Source organism: Akkermansiaceae bacterium, assembly GCA_019634595.1.
Lineage (GTDB): Bacteria > Verrucomicrobiota > Verrucomicrobiia > Verrucomicrobiales > Akkermansiaceae > Luteolibacter.
In genome coordinates, this window is record JAHCBC010000008.1 from 19004 (window position 1) to 36266 (window position 17263).

Consider the following 17263-nt stretch of genomic DNA (forward strand, 5'->3'; position numbering starts at 1 on the left):
CCTCGGCGCTTGGCAAACGGGTGATGGCTCTGCAAGAGTGGAGACGTATCACCAACTCCGGATCATGAAACCCATCGCCGCCGTTCTCCTATTCGCCTGCATCGCCACCGCCCAGGATCTGAAACCACCGGCGCGGGCGTTCCCTCCGGTGGGTGACAAGCTCAGCGAAGCGGACCGTGCCACTCTTGCGGAGGAACTCAGGCTGGTCCAGGAGGAGTTCGACACGCTGCCGAAGAAAAAGGAGAACGCGAATGCGGAGATTTTCCTGAAGGCGATCCGCTACGCTCTGGACTACACGGAATACTACAAACCGTCCGATGCCGGCGCCGACCGTGGATTGCTCACGGAGGCCCGCAAGCGCATCGCCGCGCTGAAAAACGGCGAGCAGCCATGGATGACCGCCAAGGGGCTGGTGGTGCGGGGTTACTACAGCCCCATCGACGGTTCGCCGCAGCCGTTCGCACTGGAGATTCCCCAGGACGCGCCGGATCAGAACGCCCCGGCGTGGCTCTGGCTACAGGGCCGCGGTGAGACCCGGACGGACCACCATTTCATCGAGGAACGCCTCGGAAAGCCGGGCCAGTTCCGTCCTCCGGGCACCATCGTGGTACATCCCTGGGGACGCTACTGCGTCGGCACGAAGAACGCGGGCGAACAGGATGTCCTCCACGTGCGCGAGTTGCTGGTGGCCGAGGGCCGCATCGACCCGAAGCGGGTGGCCCTCTGCGGATTTTCCATGGGCGGTGCGGGTGCCTGGATGCTGGGCGCCCACTATACGGACAAGTGGACGGTCGTGCATGCCGGGGCGGGATTCGTGGAGGTGCGGAAATTCCAGAACCTGAAGGATGAGGTGGTCGCGGCCATGCCTCCGTGGGAGATCACTCTCTGGGGCCAGAACGACGTGCCGGACTACGCCCGCAACCTGCTCAACGTCCCGCTCGTCGCCTACAGCGGTGAGAACGACAAGCAGCGGCAGGCCGCCGAGATCATGACCGAGGTGCTGGCCAAGGAGGGCCTCACGCTGAAGCACCTCATCGGCCCGAAGACCGAGCACAAGTATGAGCCGGAGGTCAAAAAGGAGGTGGAGGCGGAGATCCAGAAGGTGCTCCTCAATCCTCCCGCATCCTACCCGCTGAAGCTCACCTACCAGACGAAGACGCTGGACTACTCGGAGATGTATTGGATCGAGGCCACGGGTCTGGAGGAACACTGGAAAGACAGCCGGATCGATGCCTCCATCGACGCGCCGTTGCCCTCCGCAACAAAGGCGGAGATCAAGACGAAGAACATCACTTCGTTGAAGTTGCGTTCCTGGAACGGCGAGAATTTCGGTGGCCCGCTCGCGGTTAGCATCGACGGTCAGGATCTCACCGCCAACGGTGGCGGAAAAGCCATCCTGCTGACGAAGGCGGATGGTAAATGGACCGCCGGTGCCGCGGAAGATACCAACACCCTCCGCAAGCGTCCCGGACTGCAAGGCCCCATCGATGATGCCTTCACCGGCCCATTCCTGTATGTGCTGCCGGACGGTCCGTGCGCCACGCCGGAGGCGGAGGCATGGGTGAAGGCGGAGCTGGCGTACCAGACCGACCGCTGGAGGTACCTCATGCGCGGGGATGTCCGGACGAAGAAGGCGTCGGAAGTCACGCCGGACGACGTGAAGAACTATAACCTCATCCTCTGGGGTGACCCGAAGGCGAATCCGCTGATCCGGACCCTGCTGCCACGCCTGCCCGTCCAGTGGACGGCGGAGAAGATCAGCGTGGGGGAAAAGAGCGCGGCATCCGCCGGACACATCCTTTCCATGATCTATCCCACCCCGGCCGGGCGCTACATCGTCCTCAACAGCGGCCTCACCTTCCGCGAGAACCACAAGAGCAATGCGGTGCAGAATCCGCAGCTTCCGGATTGGGCGATCATCGATCTCTCCGTGCCGCCGGATGGCAACGCGCCGGGCAAGGTGGTCGCAGCGGATTTCTTCGACGAGAACTGGAAACCAAAGAAGTGACCCTCCCATGAAACTCCCATCCATGCTGTTCCTGCTGGCTTTCGCCCCGCTGGCGGCCCACGCCCAATCCAACGCCGAGATGAAAGAGGAGGCCGGTGGCATCCTCGACAAGTCCGACAAGGCGATGAACAAGGCCTACCAGCAGTTGCTCTCGATCCTGGGGGATGAAGGGAAAAAGCGGCTGCGTGAGACGCAGCGTGCCTGGCTCGCCTACCGGGACGCCCAGGCCGGTTTCGACTCCCACCACATGGCAGGGGGGACGGGGGAGGGGCTGGAGCGGCTGGGCAGCCTCAACATGCTCACGGAAGAAAGGACGAAGCGCCTGCAGGAGGACTACAAGCGCTTCAAGGAACTGCAGTAGGTCCGGATTATTCCGCGGACAGCTTGCAGTCTTGGATTTCCTGCTCGCCGGTCGCCTTGTCCACCTGTTCGGGGATGATGTGGCCGGCGATGAGACCCGGACGGACCTTGCTGCGGACAAAGGCGGACTCGCCCGGTTTCACGGTGATGGTCGCCTTGTGGGTCCACTCCGTGGACATGGAGACCACGTGCTGGCCCGGCTTCTGGTCGGAGTAGATGAATCCCTGTCCTTCCGAGGTGCCCACTGCCGTGCCATCGATCTTCACCGAAGGTTTGATGGCAGCTCCGAAGGAACTCGGACGGTAGATGAAGACCCTGCTGTGGCCTTTCGCCACGGCGGGAAGGGTTGATTTCGCCTCGGCATAGCTCGGGCCGCTCGCGCAACTGACGAAGCCGAGGGAACCGGCAAGGAGGGCGGAGGCGAAAAGGGCGCGTTTCAGGGTGACTGGCATCCGCGGACTTTCGGCGCGGAGTCGTGGCCCATCAACCCCAATCATCCCTTTCCATCAGATAGTCATGTCCCGGACGTCTTTGTGGTGAACAGGTTAAACCGGGTTCATCACGGTGACGGTTGGCCCGTTCACTCGATGTCCATCCGTTTGAAGATCGGCTTCAATGCTTCCGCCCAGACCTGGTAGCCCGGCTCCGCGAGGTGCAGCTTGTCCGCCGCGAAGTGCTCCGGATTGGCGGGCTTGCCCTCCTTGTTGGCATAGAGGGTGAACAGGTCCAGCACCTCGAAGTCCTTGCCGGGCTTGCCCAGCTTCAGGATGCGGGTGTTGATGTCCGCATAGGCTCCCGGCTTGGCGGGTGCGTCCGCCTTGTCGCGTGGAGGGATGGTGCAGACGATGATGGGCACGCTGGCTTTGTAGGCCCGCGCCTGTTTGATCAGTTCCTGGATGTTGGCCTCGATGGTGGCGGGATCCCCGTGGGCGCTCAGGTCATTCGAGCCGATGTTGATTACGATCGCCGCCGGTTCCAGATCCAGCACATCCTCCTTGAAACGGAACACCACCCCGCGGCTCACATCCCCGCCGATGCCGCGGTTCGCCACTTTCAGTCCGGGGAATGAGGCGGCCAGGGATTTCCAGCTTCCGGTGAGCGAGTCACCGACAAAGACGACCGCGCCCTTGTCTTTCTGGCGTTGGGTCCAGAAATAGTTCCGGTTATCCGTCATCCAGCCGTGGACCCGGATGACGCCCTGTCCCGGCCAGGCGGATGCTTCCTTCGCATCCGGAAATGGGGTGGGTCCGTCGGCTGCCGCGGCTGGCAGCAGGGAGGCCGCGAGGATGGCTGCGGTGAGGATGGGGACGGTCAGGCGGTGGAGATAGGGTTTCATGGGTGCCGGCAAAAATGGCATCCCGTGACGATCATTGCGAGGAGCTTCTTTTCTATCGAAACCAGCCGCCGCATGGGCTTTCATGATGGCATGCTCTGCCGGTTGGAAATCAGGGATCGCAAGCTCGCGGAGACCGGTGACGAAAATGCGCCGATCCTGCTCTACACGGATCCCACGGAGGAGGAACGTGCATACCTCATCGACGGGCTTGGCATCGACCGCCATACGCTCGCCTCTGCGCTGGACCCGAACGAACTCGGGCGCGTGGAATTCGAGCCGGACCATGCCGCGATCATCATCAAGCGGCCCAAGCAGTATTGCTCCGACGACAACTTCTTCTTCAAGATCAGCTCGGTCGGCATCTTCATGTTCGGGGAGCGGTTGGTGTTCGTCGTTTCCGAGGAAGGGTTGCGTTTCGAGGGGAAGCATTTCCAGCAGATCCGCAACCTGGGGGACGTGATGCTGAAGGTGATCTTCCGCTGTGTGTGGCATTTCGAGGAACACCTCAACGTCTTCAACATGATCGCCGAGGAACTGGAGCAGAAGGTGAACACCTCCATGGAGAACAAGCACCTGCTCCATATGTTCACGCTGGAAAAAAGCCTCGTCTATTACCTCAACGCCATCGGCAGCAACGGCAGGGTCATCGAGCGGCTGAAGGCGTCCATCAGCCGGCTGCGGCTCACCCCGGAGGACTGCGAGTTCCTCGATGACCTCACCATCGAGAACGCCCAGTGCCAGGAAATGGCGAGCACATACAGCCAGGTGCTCTCCGGTCTGGTGGGGGCCAGGGTCAGCGTGGTCAGCAACAACCTGAACGTGACCATGAAGCGGCTCATGCTGGTGACCATCGGCCTGATGGTGCCCACCGCCATCTTCAGCATCTTCGGGATGAATGTGAAACTGCCTGTCGTGGAGCATAGCGGCGCGCTCGGATTCTGGGTCATCCTCGTCTTGGCGGCTGCGTCCGCGGGAGCGGTCTTCGTGGTTTCCAAGTGGATGAAGTGGTGAGGCCGCGGCCTAACGGAATCTAACGCACGCGCGTAGCCGCGATGGCGTAATGGTGGCCGGGCCGGTTTTGTGACAGTCTATCCCTGTCAGCGCGGACGGCCCCCGACGGACGCGAAGACAAACTCCCCCCACACACATCCCCCCGAAAGCAGATCGGCAGAAAGTCCCCCCGGCTTGTCTGCCGATTCGCTTTTCAGGATACCGTCCCGGGACCTACGCGGGCACGTAGCCATGATGGCGTAATGTTGGATTGGCCGGTTTTGTGACAATCTCTCCATGTTAGCGCGAACGACTTTCCCCCCACGTGAGCGCAGGGCTGGAACTCCCCCCGAACAGCCCCCCGACAGAACCGGCAGATGAAGCCTCCCCCCCGGGCTCATCTGCCGGTTTGCTTTCAGGCTCCCAGCACGCGCCTGACCTCCGCGTGGGTGGCCAGCACGTGGGGATCCCGCCGGAGTGTTTCCGCGTAGGTGGTGCCGAAGCCTCCATCCTTCGCGTCCGCTTCCAGCAGCGCGCGGATCTCCCCTTTCAGGGCCTCCGCGCGTTCATCCGTGATGGGCTCCTTTTTGTCGAAAAGCGCGTCATCGATCCGGGCGATCAGGCGGGTGAACGGTTGCAGCCACTCGAACCATGGGTCATGGGCGAGCAACTGGAGGAACGCCCCGGCGGACGGGATGGGCCCGGCGGCGTGTTCATACACCGCCCGTTCCGACGTGATCAGTTCCCGGTGCAGCTTCAGCAGGCCGTTGCGTGCGGCCTTCAGTTGGTCGATGGAGTTCATGATGAGGTTTGTTTGAGCCAGTTCCGTGTTGCGTCCAGTTCCGCGGAGGTGAGCTGATGGCCGGTGGGGATCTCCACGTGTTTTACCTCCGCCCCCGCGCCCCGCAGCATGGCCGCGAGACGGCGGGCATTTTCGAGAGGCAGGATCGGGTCCGTGATGCCGCTTGCCAGAAAGACATCCGTCCCGGTGAGGTCCGGTGCCTGGTCCGGAGTGAGCGGCACCATCGCCCGCAGGAGGACGGCGCGGTGCAGCACGCCGGGACGCAGCAGCATCAGGCTGGCGGCGATGTTCGCGCCGTTCGAGTAACCGAGGGCGGTCACCCGCTTCGCGTCGAAGCCGTACTGCCCCGCCGCCGTCGTGATGAAGTCCGCCAGTTCGTGCGTGCGGTGGATGAGGTCCTCTTCATCGAAGACGCCCTCCGCCAGCCGCCTGAAAAACCGCGGCATGCCGTTCTCCAGGATCTTTCCCCGCGGGCTGAGCACGTTGGCCTCCGGTGCCAGCGAGCGGCCCAGCCCGATGAGGTCGTCTTCATTTCCCCCGGTGCCGTGAAGCAGCAGCAGGGTGTCCGCCCCCGCCACATTGGTGGCGGGGATGAAACGGTGGATGAATCCCAGGTCGTTGGAGGTGGTGTTCATGATTGCGGTGCGGTGGAGGGTTGGTAGTCGAGTGGCTTGATGTTCGCTTCGATGGAGGCGCGGTGGGGTTCCAGGAATGGAGGCAGGGCCAGCGTTTCACCGAGGTGCTCGGGATCCTCACCGTCAGCGGCGAAGCCCGGACCGTCCGTGGCGATCTCGAACAGGATGCCGCCGGGGATGCGGAAGTAGAGGGACTTGAAATAGTGCCTCTCCACTTCCCCGGAGGTCTGGTAGCCGTGGCTTTCGATGTGCCTCTTCCAGGCGATCAGTTCGTCCTCGTCGCGGACCCTCCATGCCACGTGGTGTACGCCACCCGCGCCTTGCAGGCCGCGTTGGGTGGAGGCGTCCAGCCTCAGCTTCGCGCCCACACCGCCGTCCCCGGTTTCAAAGAGGGAGGCATCGGCGGAGCTTTGGCGGAAGCCCAGCACTCCGGTGAGGAAGCGGGCGGTTTGGTCGAAGTCCGCGACGGTGAGGTTCACGGAGCCGAGACCCACGATGGCGGCTTCCAGCGGCACGGGGCTGCCGTGCCATGGATGGATCTCCCCGGCCACCGTCGTTTCGGCGATGAGCCGCAGGTGCTGGCCTTCCCCGTCCTGGAAAGGAAGCGTGGGCAGGCCGTCCACGGTTTCGATCTCGCCGCGGGTCACACCCTGGGAGTCCAGCCACTTCACCCAGTGGGCGAGGGAGGCTTCGCCGCCGGAGACGCGCAGGCCGGTTTCGGACACGGTGCCCGCTCCGTTCCGTGCGGGGCGGATGCCCGCCCAGTCGAAGAACGTGAGGTCGGTGCCCGCGCTGCCGACAGCGTCTGCATAGAACAGGTGGTAGGCGGAAACGTCGTCCTGGTTCACGGTGCGCTTCACCAGACGGAGGCCGAGCGTCTTCGTGTAGAAATCGAGGTTGGCCTGGGCGTTTGCGGTGACGGCGGTGACGTGGTGGAGACCGTGGAGAACCGGATGTGTGGTGGTTTTCATGGCCGCAGGATGCACCGGACGGGCGGTTTTGGATAATGCGGAGATGTATGGCTGAGGATGCGCGGAAGTATGACCCCATCCGTGACAAGGTGCAGCTTCCTTGACGGGATTCCACCTCCGGATAGCGTGGCCGGAATGAAATCCATCAGAACGCTTTTCCGGATCTCCGCCCTTTCCCTGGTGGTGGCCTGTGCCGCCACCCTCCATGCGGAACCCGCCCCCCTCAAGCTGAAGGACAATGATCTCTGGGTAATGGTGGGGGACAGCATCACCGCCCAACGCCAGCACTCGAACTACATCGAGATGTACTACCGCACGCGCCACCCGGAGCTGAAGCTGCACTTCCGCAACTCCGGCATCGGCGGCAACCGCACGCAACATGTGCTCGACCGCTTTGACTACGATGTCGCTGCCTGGAAGCCCACCATCGTCAGTGTCGAGCTGGGCATGAACGATGTCGGCGGGGAGTTCGCCAAGACGCTGCCCGCTTACGTGAACGGGATGAAAAAGATCATCGCGAAGATCCGGGAGATTCCCGCCACGCCGATCCTGATTTCCTCCAGTCCCGTCGATGACGGCAGCAAGATGAACGACTGGCGGGGTGACCGCTGCAAGACCATCCACCCGTTCACGGAGGCGCTGCAGAAACTGGCGGCGGAGGAGGATGTCCTGTTCGTGGACCAATACCATCCGCTCATCGACGTATGGGGCGACAACCGCCGGAAAGGCGCGGAACTCGCCGCGAAGAATCCGCAGCCGGAGCCAACCCCCGCCCCGTCACCCGATGGCAAGCCCGCCAAGCCGAAGCTGCCCCCTTCCCTCATTCCCCTCGGCGGGGACCCCGTCCACCCCGGTCCTGTAGGCCAATACACGATGGCGGCTGTCATCCTGAAAGGCCTGGGTGCCGGCGGCGAGGTCAGCTCCGCCACCGTTTCCGCGGATGGAAAGGTCGGCGAGACGAAGGGATGCAAGATCAGCGATGTGTCCGCTGAGGGAGGGAAGCTTTCCTTCACCCGTCTGGATGAGACGGGATTCTGGCCGGTCCTGTCGTCGGGCAAGGCAGCCTTCGACCTGCTGCCCTCGGGACTGGATCTGTCGCAATATCTGCTCAAGGTCACCGGCCTGCCGGAGGGCGAGTATAACATTTCCATCGATGGCAAACCGGCTGCGAAGGCGACCTCCAGACAACTCGCGGAGGGCTGGAACATGACCCTCGCCATGACCGAACGCTCCTCCGCCATCGGCAAGCTGGTCCAGCAACTCCAGTCGCCCCTCAACCAGGCCTGGCGCAAGGCGAGCAAGGAAAAGGACGCCGAAAAGATCGCCGCAGCGCAGGCTGCCATCGAGGCGTGCGAGAAGGAACTGCAGGCCCTCGTCCAGCCGGTGCCGGTGAAGGTCGCCATCAGCAAGTGAGGTCCTGCCTGGGCGCGCCATTCCGTGATTCCATATCCGTTGCGGTGGGGTAGGATGCCGGGATGGGCAGACCCTATCGCAAGGCAAGCCGCCAGACACTCGTCTGGCTGGTCATCTGTCTCTGCGGTGTCGCGGGGCAGATCGCGCTGATGATGTCGGTCCCGGCCTTCAAGACCATGGGGCCGGTGCAGGCTTTCGCGCTGGGGTCGCTTCCATTTTTCGTGGCGCTCGCCCTTGCGTATGTCGTGACGGGCCGCCTGAAGCGCGGACGTTTCAGGAGAATCTCGGGAACGCTCACGCCGATGGGGTTCGATCTCGCGCTGAAGCCTGGTCCCGAAGGAAAGAAGGAATTTTTCGCCCCGCTGGAGCCGTTGCAAAAATGGATGGACCTCCGGCCCGGCGCGGACGGCATCGAATGGTTTGGCACGCGTACCGGGCAGCACGGGGAGGTCAGGTTGTTCGAGTATGAATATGTCACCGGCACCGGAAAAGGGACGCAGATCCACATGCGGACCATCGTCGCGTTTCCAGCGGATCGTCAGGTTCCCACCGGATGTGCGCTGGGGCGGCTGGATGGATTCCGGGTTGCCAGGATGTCGTGGTGGACGCGGAGGCTGTGGGCGAAGCACTCCCTGAAGGATGGGGTGTTCGGGCGGTTGGACGGCTGGGTGTCCACCGGAGATGCGGAGACGGGACGGCTTTTCCTCTCTCCCGGAGTGATGGATCAACTCAGGTCCGCGCCACGGGGAGAGTCATGGTATATCGGCGGCGGATGGGTCTGTTGTGTCTATGACGATCCACTGGAACCGCAGGATCTGGTCAAGTTCATGGACCGGGCATGGCATGTCTTTTCCGCCGCTGGTGCGGCGGGCTGACAAATGTGGAAGGCGGACGCCGGATCACTTTTTGAGCATGTCGATCAGGAAGGCCTCGGCAGTGGGATGTTTCACATCCGGAGCGCCGGGATAGACGAATTCGCACGGCACTTTCAGCGCGGTGAGCTTTTCATGCAGCGGCACTCCGTAGTTCGCCGAGTGCGTGGGATCCTTTTCCACCTGTCCCATGGCGGGAGGGGTGCTGTAGATCAGATAGATGGGAGGATCGTCCGCGCTGGCGTGCTCGATCGGTGAGTATTCCTTGATGAGCGGCAGCAGTTCCTCCCGCTTGGTGAGGAATTCGGCGAAGCGGGTGTCGCGCGACTTCACGCTGGCGGGGTCCATGAAGCCGAAGGCGTGGCCGCCGTAACGGCTGTTCGGCGTCCATTCCTTGCATTGCTTCGGGTCGAGAGATGTCTGGCCGCGGGTGCCCGCCGCGCACAGCAGGCGGGTGGATTCGCGTGAGATGGGGTCACTGCTTTTCGGATCGGCCATGTCGTCGTGCATCGCCAGCCAGAGGCTGGTGCATGCGCCTGCGGAGCCTCCGGTGGCCGCCACGCGGGTCTTATCGATGTTCCACTCCGCCGCCTTCGAGCGGACGAACTGCAGCGCGCGCGCCGCATCCTCCAGCGGTGCCTTCACCGGCGGATGGATGCCAGCGACCTGCGCCTGCCAGGTGTAGCGGTAGTTGATGGAAACGACGGAGATCCCCTTGTCCAGATAGGCGCGGAAGTCGGTCTTCTTGTCCTTGTCTCCCGCCGTCCATCCGCCGCCATGGACGAAAAACAGGAGCGGCGTGGGCTTGTCGGAGTCCGTCTTGTAGAAATCCAGCACCTGCCGTTGATGGGTGCCGTAGGCGACATCGGCCATGGTGGGAGGCACCGCCGGTGCGGCGGGCTTCGCGGGAGTTTCCGCCGCGATGGCGGCCAGCGGCATCAGGGCGAGCAAAAGGGTTTGGCGCATGATCGGAACATGGCGACCCACGGCGCGGAGATCAACAGGGGAAACACGCTCCCATTTCACGGCAGCAGGAACCGGTGTCGCTCCGCATGGGAAATGCCCAGCGCCAGCAGCGAGTCCGCATCCGCCCCCAGCTCCCGGCCCACGATCTCGTGTTCGTGCCTCAGGTTCGTGTGCACCAGATACGGATTGTCCGTGTTGATGCAGTAGGCGATGCCTTCCTTGGAAAGATCCCTGACGAAATCACCCACGCAGGCGAAATCCGGCACCACCCGCGTCACGCGGTTCACGGTCGGGCAGAGTTCCAGGCAGATGTCGTGTTCCTTGAGGATGGAAATGATCCGTTCCCGCTGTTTCCCCTCCGCCTTCCGCAGCTCGATCCCGTGGCCGATGCGATCCGGCCGCACCGCCTCAAGCACGCGCAGCATGCCCTCCGGTCCGGTGCCTTCGCTTTCGCCCACGTGGTAGGTGATTTTCAACCCGGCGTCGCGAGCCTTCTCCATCATCGCCGCCACCTCGCTCATCCATGGCTTGCTCAGCTCCAGCGAGCGGGACTCCGGCCCTGCCATGTCGATGCCCACCACGCCATTCGCGCCGTTGAGCGAGCCGCGGCTTTTCCATTTCACCGCCGCGTCGATGATCTGCCAGTTCGCCTCCAGCGGCAGGTCCCGCCCAAGGGAAAGGATGATGCCCGTAGCCACCCCGTAGTGGAGGGAGGCCCGCTCCAGCCCCTGCATGACCGCGAGGATGATGGCGTCCATGGTGTGCAGCCCGTGGCGCATGCGCTTCTGCGGGTTGAAGCGCAGCTCCAGCGACTGCACCCGCGCCCGGCGGTAGGCCTTTGCCACCACCTGGTAGGCGGACACGCTCGCGGCGGAAGGGGAGGACTGGATCTCCTCCGTCACCTGGAAATAGCGGCCCAGGAAGTCATCGAGCGATTTCACCTCGTCGGGCTTCGCCGTCAGGGAGGCGTGGAAGGTGTTGAAATCCACATACTCCGTCCTCAGTCCGTTGTCGCAGAGGATCTCCCAGAGCACGGAGGACGGAACCGCGCCGCCAAGGTGGATGTGCAGGTCGTGCATGCGCCATTGTGCCGGAGCGCATGCCGCTTGGCAACCCGCATGCCGCCATGGTGCGATCCAAGATGATGGGGGTGATGACCACTGATTTCACTGATTTACTGATTCCGGAAAGAGGGGATTTTTCATTCCCAATCAGTAAATCAGTGGTATCGAATCCTCCCCGGTTCTTGTGTTTCCCAAACGACCTGGTGTTGGACATGCCTCGATCCGTCTCTCCCATCCGCGTGCATCCCCGTTTATTTGGCTCCGCCCAGTCCACTGCGGTTGAATCTTCCATCCGACATCCATTTTGTTGCGTGACTCCGGCGTGTTCCGGGACATCTTGCGCGCGTGTCTGAGACGGATTCCCACCATCGGTTCGGCGGCATTGCCCGGCTTTACGGCCAGGCGGCGCTGGAGCGTTTCCTGAAATCCCGCGTCGCCGTCATCGGCATCGGCGGGGTGGGGTCGTGGGCGGTCGAGTCGCTGGCGCGTTCGGGCATCGGCCACCTGACCCTGGTCGATCTGGATGAGATCTGCCTGACCAACGTGAACCGCCAGCTCCACGCGATGGATGGCCAGATTGGCCGGCAGAAGGCGGATGCGATGGCGGACCGCGCAAAGGCCATCCACCCGGACTGCGATGTGCGGATCCTCCATACCTTTTTCACGGAACGGAATGCCGGGGAGATCCTCGATCTGGGTTTCGACGCCGTGCTCGATGCCATCGACTCCGTGAAGCACAAGGCCCTGCTGGTGGCGGAGTGCCACCGCCGGGGCATCCCCGTCGTCACCTGTGGCGGGGCGGGCGGCAGGAGGGATCCCACCCGCATCCGGGTCACGGACCTGGCCTACAGCGGAAAGGACGCGCTGCTCCACCAACTGCGCCGCACCCTGCGGGCGGACCATGCTTTCCCGAAGACGCCCATCAACAGCAAGCCGGACCCGCTGGGCATCGACGCCGTCTTTACCGATGAGCCGCCGCTGTTCCCGCAGTGCGATGGCTCCGTCTCCTGCGAGCGTCCGGAAGGCACCAACCTGCGCCTCTCCTGTGAGTCCGGCTACGGCACCGCCACGCACGTGACGGCCAGCTTCGGCCTCATCGCCGCGGGCCGGGTGCTGGAAAAGCTCGCCTCGCAGGCATGAAAAAAGCGGCCGGATGGGCCGCTTCCTTCGAAATTTGTTGGATCCGCGTGCGGATTATTTGACGCCCTTCTTCGAGAGGCGGGTGCCGACAGTCGCGCCTTGGCGGGCTTTGAACTTCGGGTTGCTCTTGCAGATGACGTAGACCGTCCCTTTGCGTTTCACGACTTGGCAATCAGCGTGACGGCGTTTCGCGGAGGCGAGGGAAGAGAGAACTTTCATGGCTGAAAAATGGTTGGGGCTGCCGGTGGCGGGCGCGACCGGGACGCGGAAACTACCGGGCGGGACCGGGATGTAAAGCGATTTCTTGTCCTTGGCGGAAAATCACCAGATGCCGGTCCACGGATTTGCCGGGGGCGTCCGGCAGCGGGCGGGACTTCGCGTGCCGCAGGTTTGCCAGCAAGGTGGCTCCCCGGGTCCGCAGCGCGGCGACGAGCAGTTCGTGCTCCCTGTCGAAATAGGACGTGCAGACCAACAAGCCGGACGGCTTCAGCCGCCCCAGCGCATTGCCCAGCAGGCGGTCCCACACGGCGGGCTCATGCCAGTAGTTCTGGTGCCGGATGAAGATGAAGTCGAAGGCGGGCAACTGCCGCATCCGGTCCGTGGCGGCGGCGTCCCCGCAGCGGAACCCGATCTCCCCGTCCGGCAGCGCCCAGCGGGCCGCCGCCTCCGCGATGGCGTCCGGACGGAGGTCGATCCCCAGGTAGAAGCCGATCTGCATCGGCTCCAGTGCCTTGGCCAGCGCGCCGGTTTCGTCCGCCCGGCCACAAGCAAGGTTCAGCACGACGAGCGGTCCCGGTGCCTGGAATCCCGCGGCCCGAAGACCGTCACGCAGCAACGCCTCCAGCCGGACGACGTCCTCGTCCGTGCCCGGGTAGCGGAATGGCCTGCGCTGGATCACGCGCGGAAGTTTCAGGGAAAAGGGAGGATGGTCAATCGTTCGTCAGCGGTTGGTCAGCGGTCAGTGGGGCGGTTGCGTCTTCTCCTAATGACTGTTGACCAATGAACCGCTGACCACTTCCTTGCAAAAATGCGTCGATTTGGTCACAAGTTCCGCGTGCCTCCGACATCGCCGACCCGCCCTATCAATCCGCAAGTCCAGAAGCTGGTGGCGGACATCGGCAACCAATTCGCCGTTCAGGGGGAGTTCGTCCTCGGTGAAGAGATCGACAGCGGCCACATCAACTCGACCTACCGCGCCAGCTACCGGCTCCCGGACGGCGCGGTGGAGCGCTACATTTTCCAGGCGATCAACCGCAATGTCTTCAAGGATCCGTATGCGGTCATGACCAACGTCGAGCTGGTCACCCACCACATCAACGGCAAGGTCCTCCGCCGGAAGCACGACCTGGGCGGGCAGACGCTCAACCTTTTCCCCGCCCGTGTCGGCGGGTTCTGGGTGGAGGACGCGCAGGGCGCGGTGTGGCGCTGCTACAACCACATAGAGGACTGCGTGACCTACAACATCGTGGAGAACGAGCGGCAGGCCTACCAGGCGGCGCACGCCTTCGGCGCGTTCCAGGATCTGGTCAGCGACCTGGACGCCTCCGTCATCATCGACACCATCCCGGACTTCCACAACACGCGGAAACGCTATGATCGTCTGGCGGAAATCATCGCCGCCGACCCCTGCGGGCGTCTCGCGAGCGTCCGGGCGGAGGTGGATTTCATCCAGGCGCGTGAAACCCTCGTGGACATCCTCCTCGATCTCGCCGCCGCCGGGCAGATCCCGCTGCGCGTCACGCACAATGACACGAAGATCAACAACGTCATGATCGACGCCCAGACGGATGAGGCGGTCTGCGTCATCGACCTGGACACCGTCATGCCCGGTCTGGCGCTCTATGACTTCGGCGATCTCATCCGCACCGCCACCAGCCCGGCGGCGGAGGATGAGCAGGACCTTTCGAAGGTGAAGATGCAGATGCCCATGTTCGAGGCACTGGTTCGCGGCTATCTGGATACGGCGGGCGGTTTCCTCAATGAGACGGAGGTCCGCTACCTCGCTTTTTCCGGAAAGCTCATCACGCTGGAGGTCGCCATCCGATTCCTGACGGACTACCTGGAAGGCGACGTGTATTTCAAGACCCACCGCCCCGGCCAGAACCTGGACCGCTGCCGCAACCAGATCCAGCTCGTGCGGGAAATCGAGGCGCAGGAACCGGCCATGAACGCCTTTGTCGAACTCCAGCGCCGCCAGAGCCGATGAAAGTCGCCTATGTGACTCCCTATGCCTCCGGGGATGTCCACGCCTGGTCCGGCTCGGTCTTCCACGTGAGGGAGGCGCTCGCAAATGCCGGGTGTAAGATCCTGCCGGTGGACTCGCTGGCCGAGAAGGGCCGCTATCTTGGCAAAGCCCGGGAGATTCTCATCAGGAAGCTCACGGGAAAAACCTACCTGCGGGATCGCGCGCCAGCGTTGCTGGACAGCTATGCTTCCCAGGTGGCCACCCGCTGTGCGGCGTTGGAGCCGGATGTCATTTTCAGCCCCGGCACCATTCCCATCGCACATCTGAAAACCGGCAAGCCGGTCGTTTTTTGGACGGACGCCACCTTCGCGGGCATCACGGATTACTACGCCGCATTCACGGACCTCAGTCCCCGGACGCTCCGGGAAGGCCGGGAGATGGAGCAGAGCGCGCTCACCAACTGCTCGCTGGCCATCTACACCTCGGAGTGGGCGGCGAAGAGCGCGGTGGACCACTATGATGTCGATCCCGCCAAGGTGAAGGTGGTGCCCTTCGGCGCGAATGTATCCTCCGCCCGGGATGAGGCGGTGGTGCGCGGTCTGGTCGCTGCACGTGATCCGGCAACCTGCGAGCTGCTTTTCGTCGGTGTGGATTGGGAGCGCAAGGGCGGCCCCGTCGCGCTGCGGACGGCGGAGATCCTGAAGTCACGCGGTCTGCCGGTCCGCCTGCATGTCGTGGGGTGTGAGCCTCCCGGGCAACTGCCGGATTTCGTGGTGCGCCATGGATTCATCTCGAAGAAATTCCCGGCCGGCGCGGCTCGGCTGGCGAAGCTGTTTTCGGACGCGCATTTCCTCATCGTACCATCGCGGGCGGAGTGCTTCGGCCTCGTCTTCGCGGAGGCGGGATCGTTCGGCCTGCCATCGCTCGCGGCCATCACCGGCGGAGTGCCATCCGTCGTCACCTCCGGAAAGAACGGAATGCTGTTCCCGCTGGAGGATGAGGGCGGGGGATACGCGGATTTCATCCAGTCGCTGATGGCGGACCCGGTGGCCTACGAAGCGCTCGCGCTCGGATCTTTCCATGAGTTCAAGGCACGCCTGAACTGGGACGTCGCGGGTGAAACCGTCGTCTCGCTGATGCAAGGGCTGGTAGGGTAGCGAACCTCGTGAGAGGTTCGGCTGGGTGGACTCACCATGGCCGACCGGCTCCGGTTCTCCGGTGGACTTCCCCACAGCCGGAAGTCTCACGACTTCCGCTACGGCGTCACGCCTTCACCAGCGTCATCACGCACTCCAGGTGGCGCGTGTGCGGGAAAAGATCGAACGGCTGCACATCCGCCAGTTGGTAGCCGCCTTCGGAGAGCTGCTTCAGGTCACGCACCTGGGTCGCCGGGTCGCAGGAAACATAGACCACGCGTGACGGGCCGAACTTGATGAGCTGGTCCAGGAACTCCGGCGTGCAGCCCTTGCGCGGCGGGTCGATCACCACGGCGGAGTTCGCCGCCGGGAAGCTGATGACGTCGAAGATCGCCTCGGCGGAGGCGGTGAGGAACTCCGCGTTGGTGATGTTGTTGCCCTTCGCGTTCTTGCGCGCCCATTCGCAGGACGTTTCGGAAACCTCGACGCCGGCGACTTTCTCGAAGTGCTTCGCCAGCGTCAGCGCGAACAGACCGGAGCCGCAGTAGGCATCCACCAGGTACTTCGCCCCGGCGGCGACCGCCTGCTTCGCGACGTAGCCGGTGAACAGCGGCAGGATGAACGGGTTGTTCTGGAAGAAGTCGCCCGCGAGGAACTGGAAGGTGAGGTCGCCGACTTTCTCGATGGCGGTCGCCTTCGGGTTAGTCTCCACCTTTTCGGCCGTGGCCCTCAGCAGGATGGTCGCGCCTCGCTTGTAGCGGTGGGTGTTGCCGCGGATGTCCTCGCGGATCGCGGGCAGCGCGGCGTTGATTTCCTTCATCGCGATCGGGCACTGCGGCACGTCCACCAACTGGGAGCGGCGGCCGTTCATCAGGAAACCGATGGGGCCGATGCGGCCATCCTTCTCCTTCTCGAAATGCGGCGTGATCTTCGAGCGGTAGTTCCACACCTGCTCGGAGGAAAGGCAGTGGTTCACCGGATACTCGATGCCCGCCATGTGCTTCATCAGCTCGCCCACCTGGCGGGTCTTCCAAGCCAGTTGCTGGTCGTAGGAAAGGTGCTGGTACTGGCAGCCGCCGCAGTCGCCGAAGATCGGGCAGCCGGGTTCCACGCGCTCCGGAGATGGCTTCAGCACCTCCACCAGATCCGCATGGGAGCAGTTCTTGTCATTGCGGAAGACGCGGGCGCGCACGGTTTCGCCGGGCAGGGAAAACGGCACGAACACCACCCAACCATCCACCCGCGCCACCCCGGATCCCAGGTTGGTGAGGGACTGGATCTCCACATCAATTTCCTGATGGTAGGCGAAAGGATGCGGGACAAACTTTTTGGGCGGGCGCTGCATGGGACAGGGCGGGCGAGCCTGTGCGGGGATCGCGGACGGG

At 63.5% G+C, this 17263-nt stretch carries 18 protein-coding genes; 8 read left to right on the forward strand and 10 right to left on the reverse strand.

Annotated features, from left to right (window positions below; genetic code table 11):
• Positions 1-64 precede the first annotated feature (64 nt).
• Positions 65-2008: a prolyl oligopeptidase family serine peptidase gene (locus tag KF712_21545; GenBank protein MBX3743585.1), complete on the forward strand. Its 1944-nt coding sequence runs from the start codon at positions 65-67 to the stop codon at positions 2006-2008.
• Positions 2009-2015: 7 nt separating this feature from the next.
• The gene (locus KF712_21550) at positions 2016-2369 is read left to right on the forward strand and encodes a DUF1311 domain-containing protein (protein MBX3743586.1); all 354 of its coding nucleotides are present in this window, start codon (positions 2016-2018) and stop codon (positions 2367-2369) included.
• Between the two features lie 7 nt (positions 2370-2376).
• Here the strand turns inward: KF712_21550 and KF712_21555 are convergent, their stop codons facing one another.
• On the reverse strand, positions 2377-2820 hold the full coding sequence (locus tag KF712_21555; protein MBX3743587.1) for a DUF2846 domain-containing protein: 444 nt from the start codon (positions 2818-2820) through the stop codon (positions 2377-2379).
• A gap of 128 nt (positions 2821-2948) precedes the next feature.
• On the reverse strand, positions 2949-3704 hold the full coding sequence (locus KF712_21560) for a hypothetical protein (protein MBX3743588.1): 756 nt from the start codon (positions 3702-3704) through the stop codon (positions 2949-2951).
• Positions 3705-3776: 72 nt separating this feature from the next.
• Between KF712_21560 and KF712_21565 the strand changes: the two genes are divergently transcribed.
• Positions 3777-4715 (forward strand): magnesium transporter CorA family protein, encoded by a 939-nt coding sequence (locus KF712_21565; GenBank protein ID MBX3743589.1) that lies wholly within the window; start codon positions 3777-3779, stop codon positions 4713-4715.
• Between the two features lie 394 nt (positions 4716-5109).
• On the opposite strand, the gene KF712_21570 is transcribed toward KF712_21565, so the two are convergent.
• Genes KF712_21570 through KF712_21580 form a run of 3 tightly spaced genes read right to left on the reverse strand, consistent with a single transcriptional unit; the run spans position 5110 to position 7102 of the window.
• The gene (locus KF712_21570) at positions 5110-5496 is read right to left on the reverse strand and encodes a hypothetical protein (protein ID MBX3743590.1); all 387 of its coding nucleotides are present in this window, start codon (positions 5494-5496) and stop codon (positions 5110-5112) included.
• Complete coding sequence (locus tag KF712_21575; protein ID MBX3743591.1) at positions 5493-6131, reverse strand: alpha/beta hydrolase; 639 nt, start codon at positions 6129-6131, stop codon at positions 5493-5495. Before KF712_21575 ends, KF712_21570 begins: the two co-directional genes overlap by 4 nt.
• Positions 6128-7102: a ring-cleaving dioxygenase gene (locus tag KF712_21580; GenBank protein MBX3743592.1), complete on the reverse strand. Its 975-nt coding sequence runs from the start codon at positions 7100-7102 to the stop codon at positions 6128-6130. Before KF712_21580 ends, KF712_21575 begins: the two co-directional genes overlap by 4 nt.
• A 135-nt stretch (positions 7103-7237) precedes the next feature.
• On the opposite strand from KF712_21580, the gene KF712_21585 reads away from it, so the two are divergent.
• The gene (locus KF712_21585; GenBank protein MBX3743593.1) at positions 7238-8515 is read left to right on the forward strand and encodes an SGNH/GDSL hydrolase family protein; all 1278 of its coding nucleotides are present in this window, start codon (positions 7238-7240) and stop codon (positions 8513-8515) included.
• 62 nt (positions 8516-8577) lie between these two features.
• A complete protein-coding gene (locus KF712_21590; protein MBX3743594.1) occupies positions 8578-9390 on the forward strand; it encodes a hypothetical protein in 813 nt (270 codons plus the stop codon).
• Positions 9391-9414: 24 nt separating this feature from the next.
• Here the strand turns inward: KF712_21590 and KF712_21595 are convergent, their stop codons facing one another.
• Together KF712_21595 and KF712_21600 are read right to left on the reverse strand one after the other, a co-directional pair.
• Entirely contained in the window at positions 9415-10353 is a 939-nt protein-coding gene (locus KF712_21595; GenBank protein ID MBX3743595.1) for an alpha/beta hydrolase, read from the reverse strand.
• Positions 10354-10409: 56 nt separating this feature from the next.
• Complete coding sequence (locus tag KF712_21600) at positions 10410-11432, reverse strand: hypothetical protein (protein MBX3743596.1); 1023 nt, start codon at positions 11430-11432, stop codon at positions 10410-10412.
• A 330-nt stretch (positions 11433-11762) separates the two neighbouring features.
• Between KF712_21600 and KF712_21605 the strand changes: the two genes are divergently transcribed.
• Entirely contained in the window at positions 11763-12557 is a 795-nt protein-coding gene (locus KF712_21605) for a tRNA threonylcarbamoyladenosine dehydratase (protein ID MBX3743597.1), read from the forward strand.
• 54 nt (positions 12558-12611) lie between these two features.
• On the opposite strand, the gene ykgO is transcribed toward KF712_21605, so the two are convergent.
• Both ykgO and KF712_21615 read right to left on the reverse strand, forming a co-directional pair.
• Positions 12612-12776, reverse strand: coding sequence for a type B 50S ribosomal protein L36 (gene ykgO / locus KF712_21610; protein ID MBX3743598.1), 165 nt, complete (start codon positions 12774-12776; stop codon positions 12612-12614).
• A gap of 52 nt (positions 12777-12828) precedes the next feature.
• Positions 12829-13455 carry a class I SAM-dependent methyltransferase gene (locus KF712_21615; protein MBX3743599.1) on the reverse strand — a complete coding sequence of 209 codons (627 nt, stop codon included), beginning with the start codon at positions 13453-13455 and terminating at the stop codon, positions 12829-12831.
• A gap of 129 nt (positions 13456-13584) precedes the next feature.
• Here KF712_21615 and KF712_21620 point away from each other — a divergent pair, with 129 nt between their 5' ends.
• Both KF712_21620 and KF712_21625 read left to right on the forward strand, forming a co-directional pair.
• Complete coding sequence (locus tag KF712_21620) at positions 13585-14763, forward strand: aminoglycoside phosphotransferase family protein (GenBank protein ID MBX3743600.1); 1179 nt, start codon at positions 13585-13587, stop codon at positions 14761-14763.
• Complete coding sequence (locus KF712_21625) at positions 14760-15899, forward strand: glycosyltransferase family 4 protein (protein ID MBX3743601.1); 1140 nt, start codon at positions 14760-14762, stop codon at positions 15897-15899. Before KF712_21620 ends, KF712_21625 begins: the two co-directional genes overlap by 4 nt.
• A 106-nt stretch (positions 15900-16005) precedes the next feature.
• Here the strand turns inward: KF712_21625 and KF712_21630 are convergent, their stop codons facing one another.
• Positions 16006-17223, reverse strand: coding sequence for a class I SAM-dependent RNA methyltransferase (locus KF712_21630; protein ID MBX3743602.1), 1218 nt, complete (start codon positions 17221-17223; stop codon positions 16006-16008).
• Positions 17224-17263 lie beyond the last annotated feature (40 nt).

Bases quoted from the DNA above. Each gene is read 5' to 3' on its own strand.
- KF712_21545 (MBX3743585.1), top strand. From the start codon at position 65: ATGAAACCCATCGCCGCCGTTCTCCTATTCGCCTGCATCGCCACCGCC.
- KF712_21600 (MBX3743596.1), bottom strand. From the start codon at position 11,432: ATGCACGACCTGCACATCCACCTTGGCGGCGCGGTTCCGTCCTCCGTG.
- KF712_21560 (MBX3743588.1), bottom strand. From the start codon at position 3,704: ATGAAACCCTATCTCCACCGCCTGACCGTCCCCATCCTCACCGCAGCC.
- ykgO (MBX3743598.1), bottom strand. From the start codon at position 12,776: ATGAAAGTTCTCTCTTCCCTCGCCTCCGCGAAACGCCGTCACGCTGAT.
- KF712_21555 (MBX3743587.1), bottom strand. From the start codon at position 2,820: ATGCCAGTCACCCTGAAACGCGCCCTTTTCGCCTCCGCCCTCCTTGCC.
- KF712_21585 (MBX3743593.1), top strand. From the start codon at position 7,238: ATGAAATCCATCAGAACGCTTTTCCGGATCTCCGCCCTTTCCCTGGTG.
- KF712_21625 (MBX3743601.1), top strand. From the start codon at position 14,760: ATGAAAGTCGCCTATGTGACTCCCTATGCCTCCGGGGATGTCCACGCC.
- KF712_21580 (MBX3743592.1), bottom strand. From the start codon at position 7,102: ATGAAAACCACCACACATCCGGTTCTCCACGGTCTCCACCACGTCACC.
- KF712_21595 (MBX3743595.1), bottom strand. From the start codon at position 10,353: ATGCGCCAAACCCTTTTGCTCGCCCTGATGCCGCTGGCCGCCATCGCG.
- KF712_21590 (MBX3743594.1), top strand. From the start codon at position 8,578: ATGGGCAGACCCTATCGCAAGGCAAGCCGCCAGACACTCGTCTGGCTG.
- KF712_21565 (MBX3743589.1), top strand. From the start codon at position 3,777: ATGGGCTTTCATGATGGCATGCTCTGCCGGTTGGAAATCAGGGATCGC.
- KF712_21620 (MBX3743600.1), top strand. From the start codon at position 13,585: ATGCGTCGATTTGGTCACAAGTTCCGCGTGCCTCCGACATCGCCGACC.
- KF712_21575 (MBX3743591.1), bottom strand. From the start codon at position 6,131: ATGAACACCACCTCCAACGACCTGGGATTCATCCACCGTTTCATCCCC.
- KF712_21570 (MBX3743590.1), bottom strand. From the start codon at position 5,496: ATGAACTCCATCGACCAACTGAAGGCCGCACGCAACGGCCTGCTGAAG.
- KF712_21630 (MBX3743602.1), bottom strand. From the start codon at position 17,223: ATGCAGCGCCCGCCCAAAAAGTTTGTCCCGCATCCTTTCGCCTACCAT.
- KF712_21550 (MBX3743586.1), top strand. From the start codon at position 2,016: ATGAAACTCCCATCCATGCTGTTCCTGCTGGCTTTCGCCCCGCTGGCG.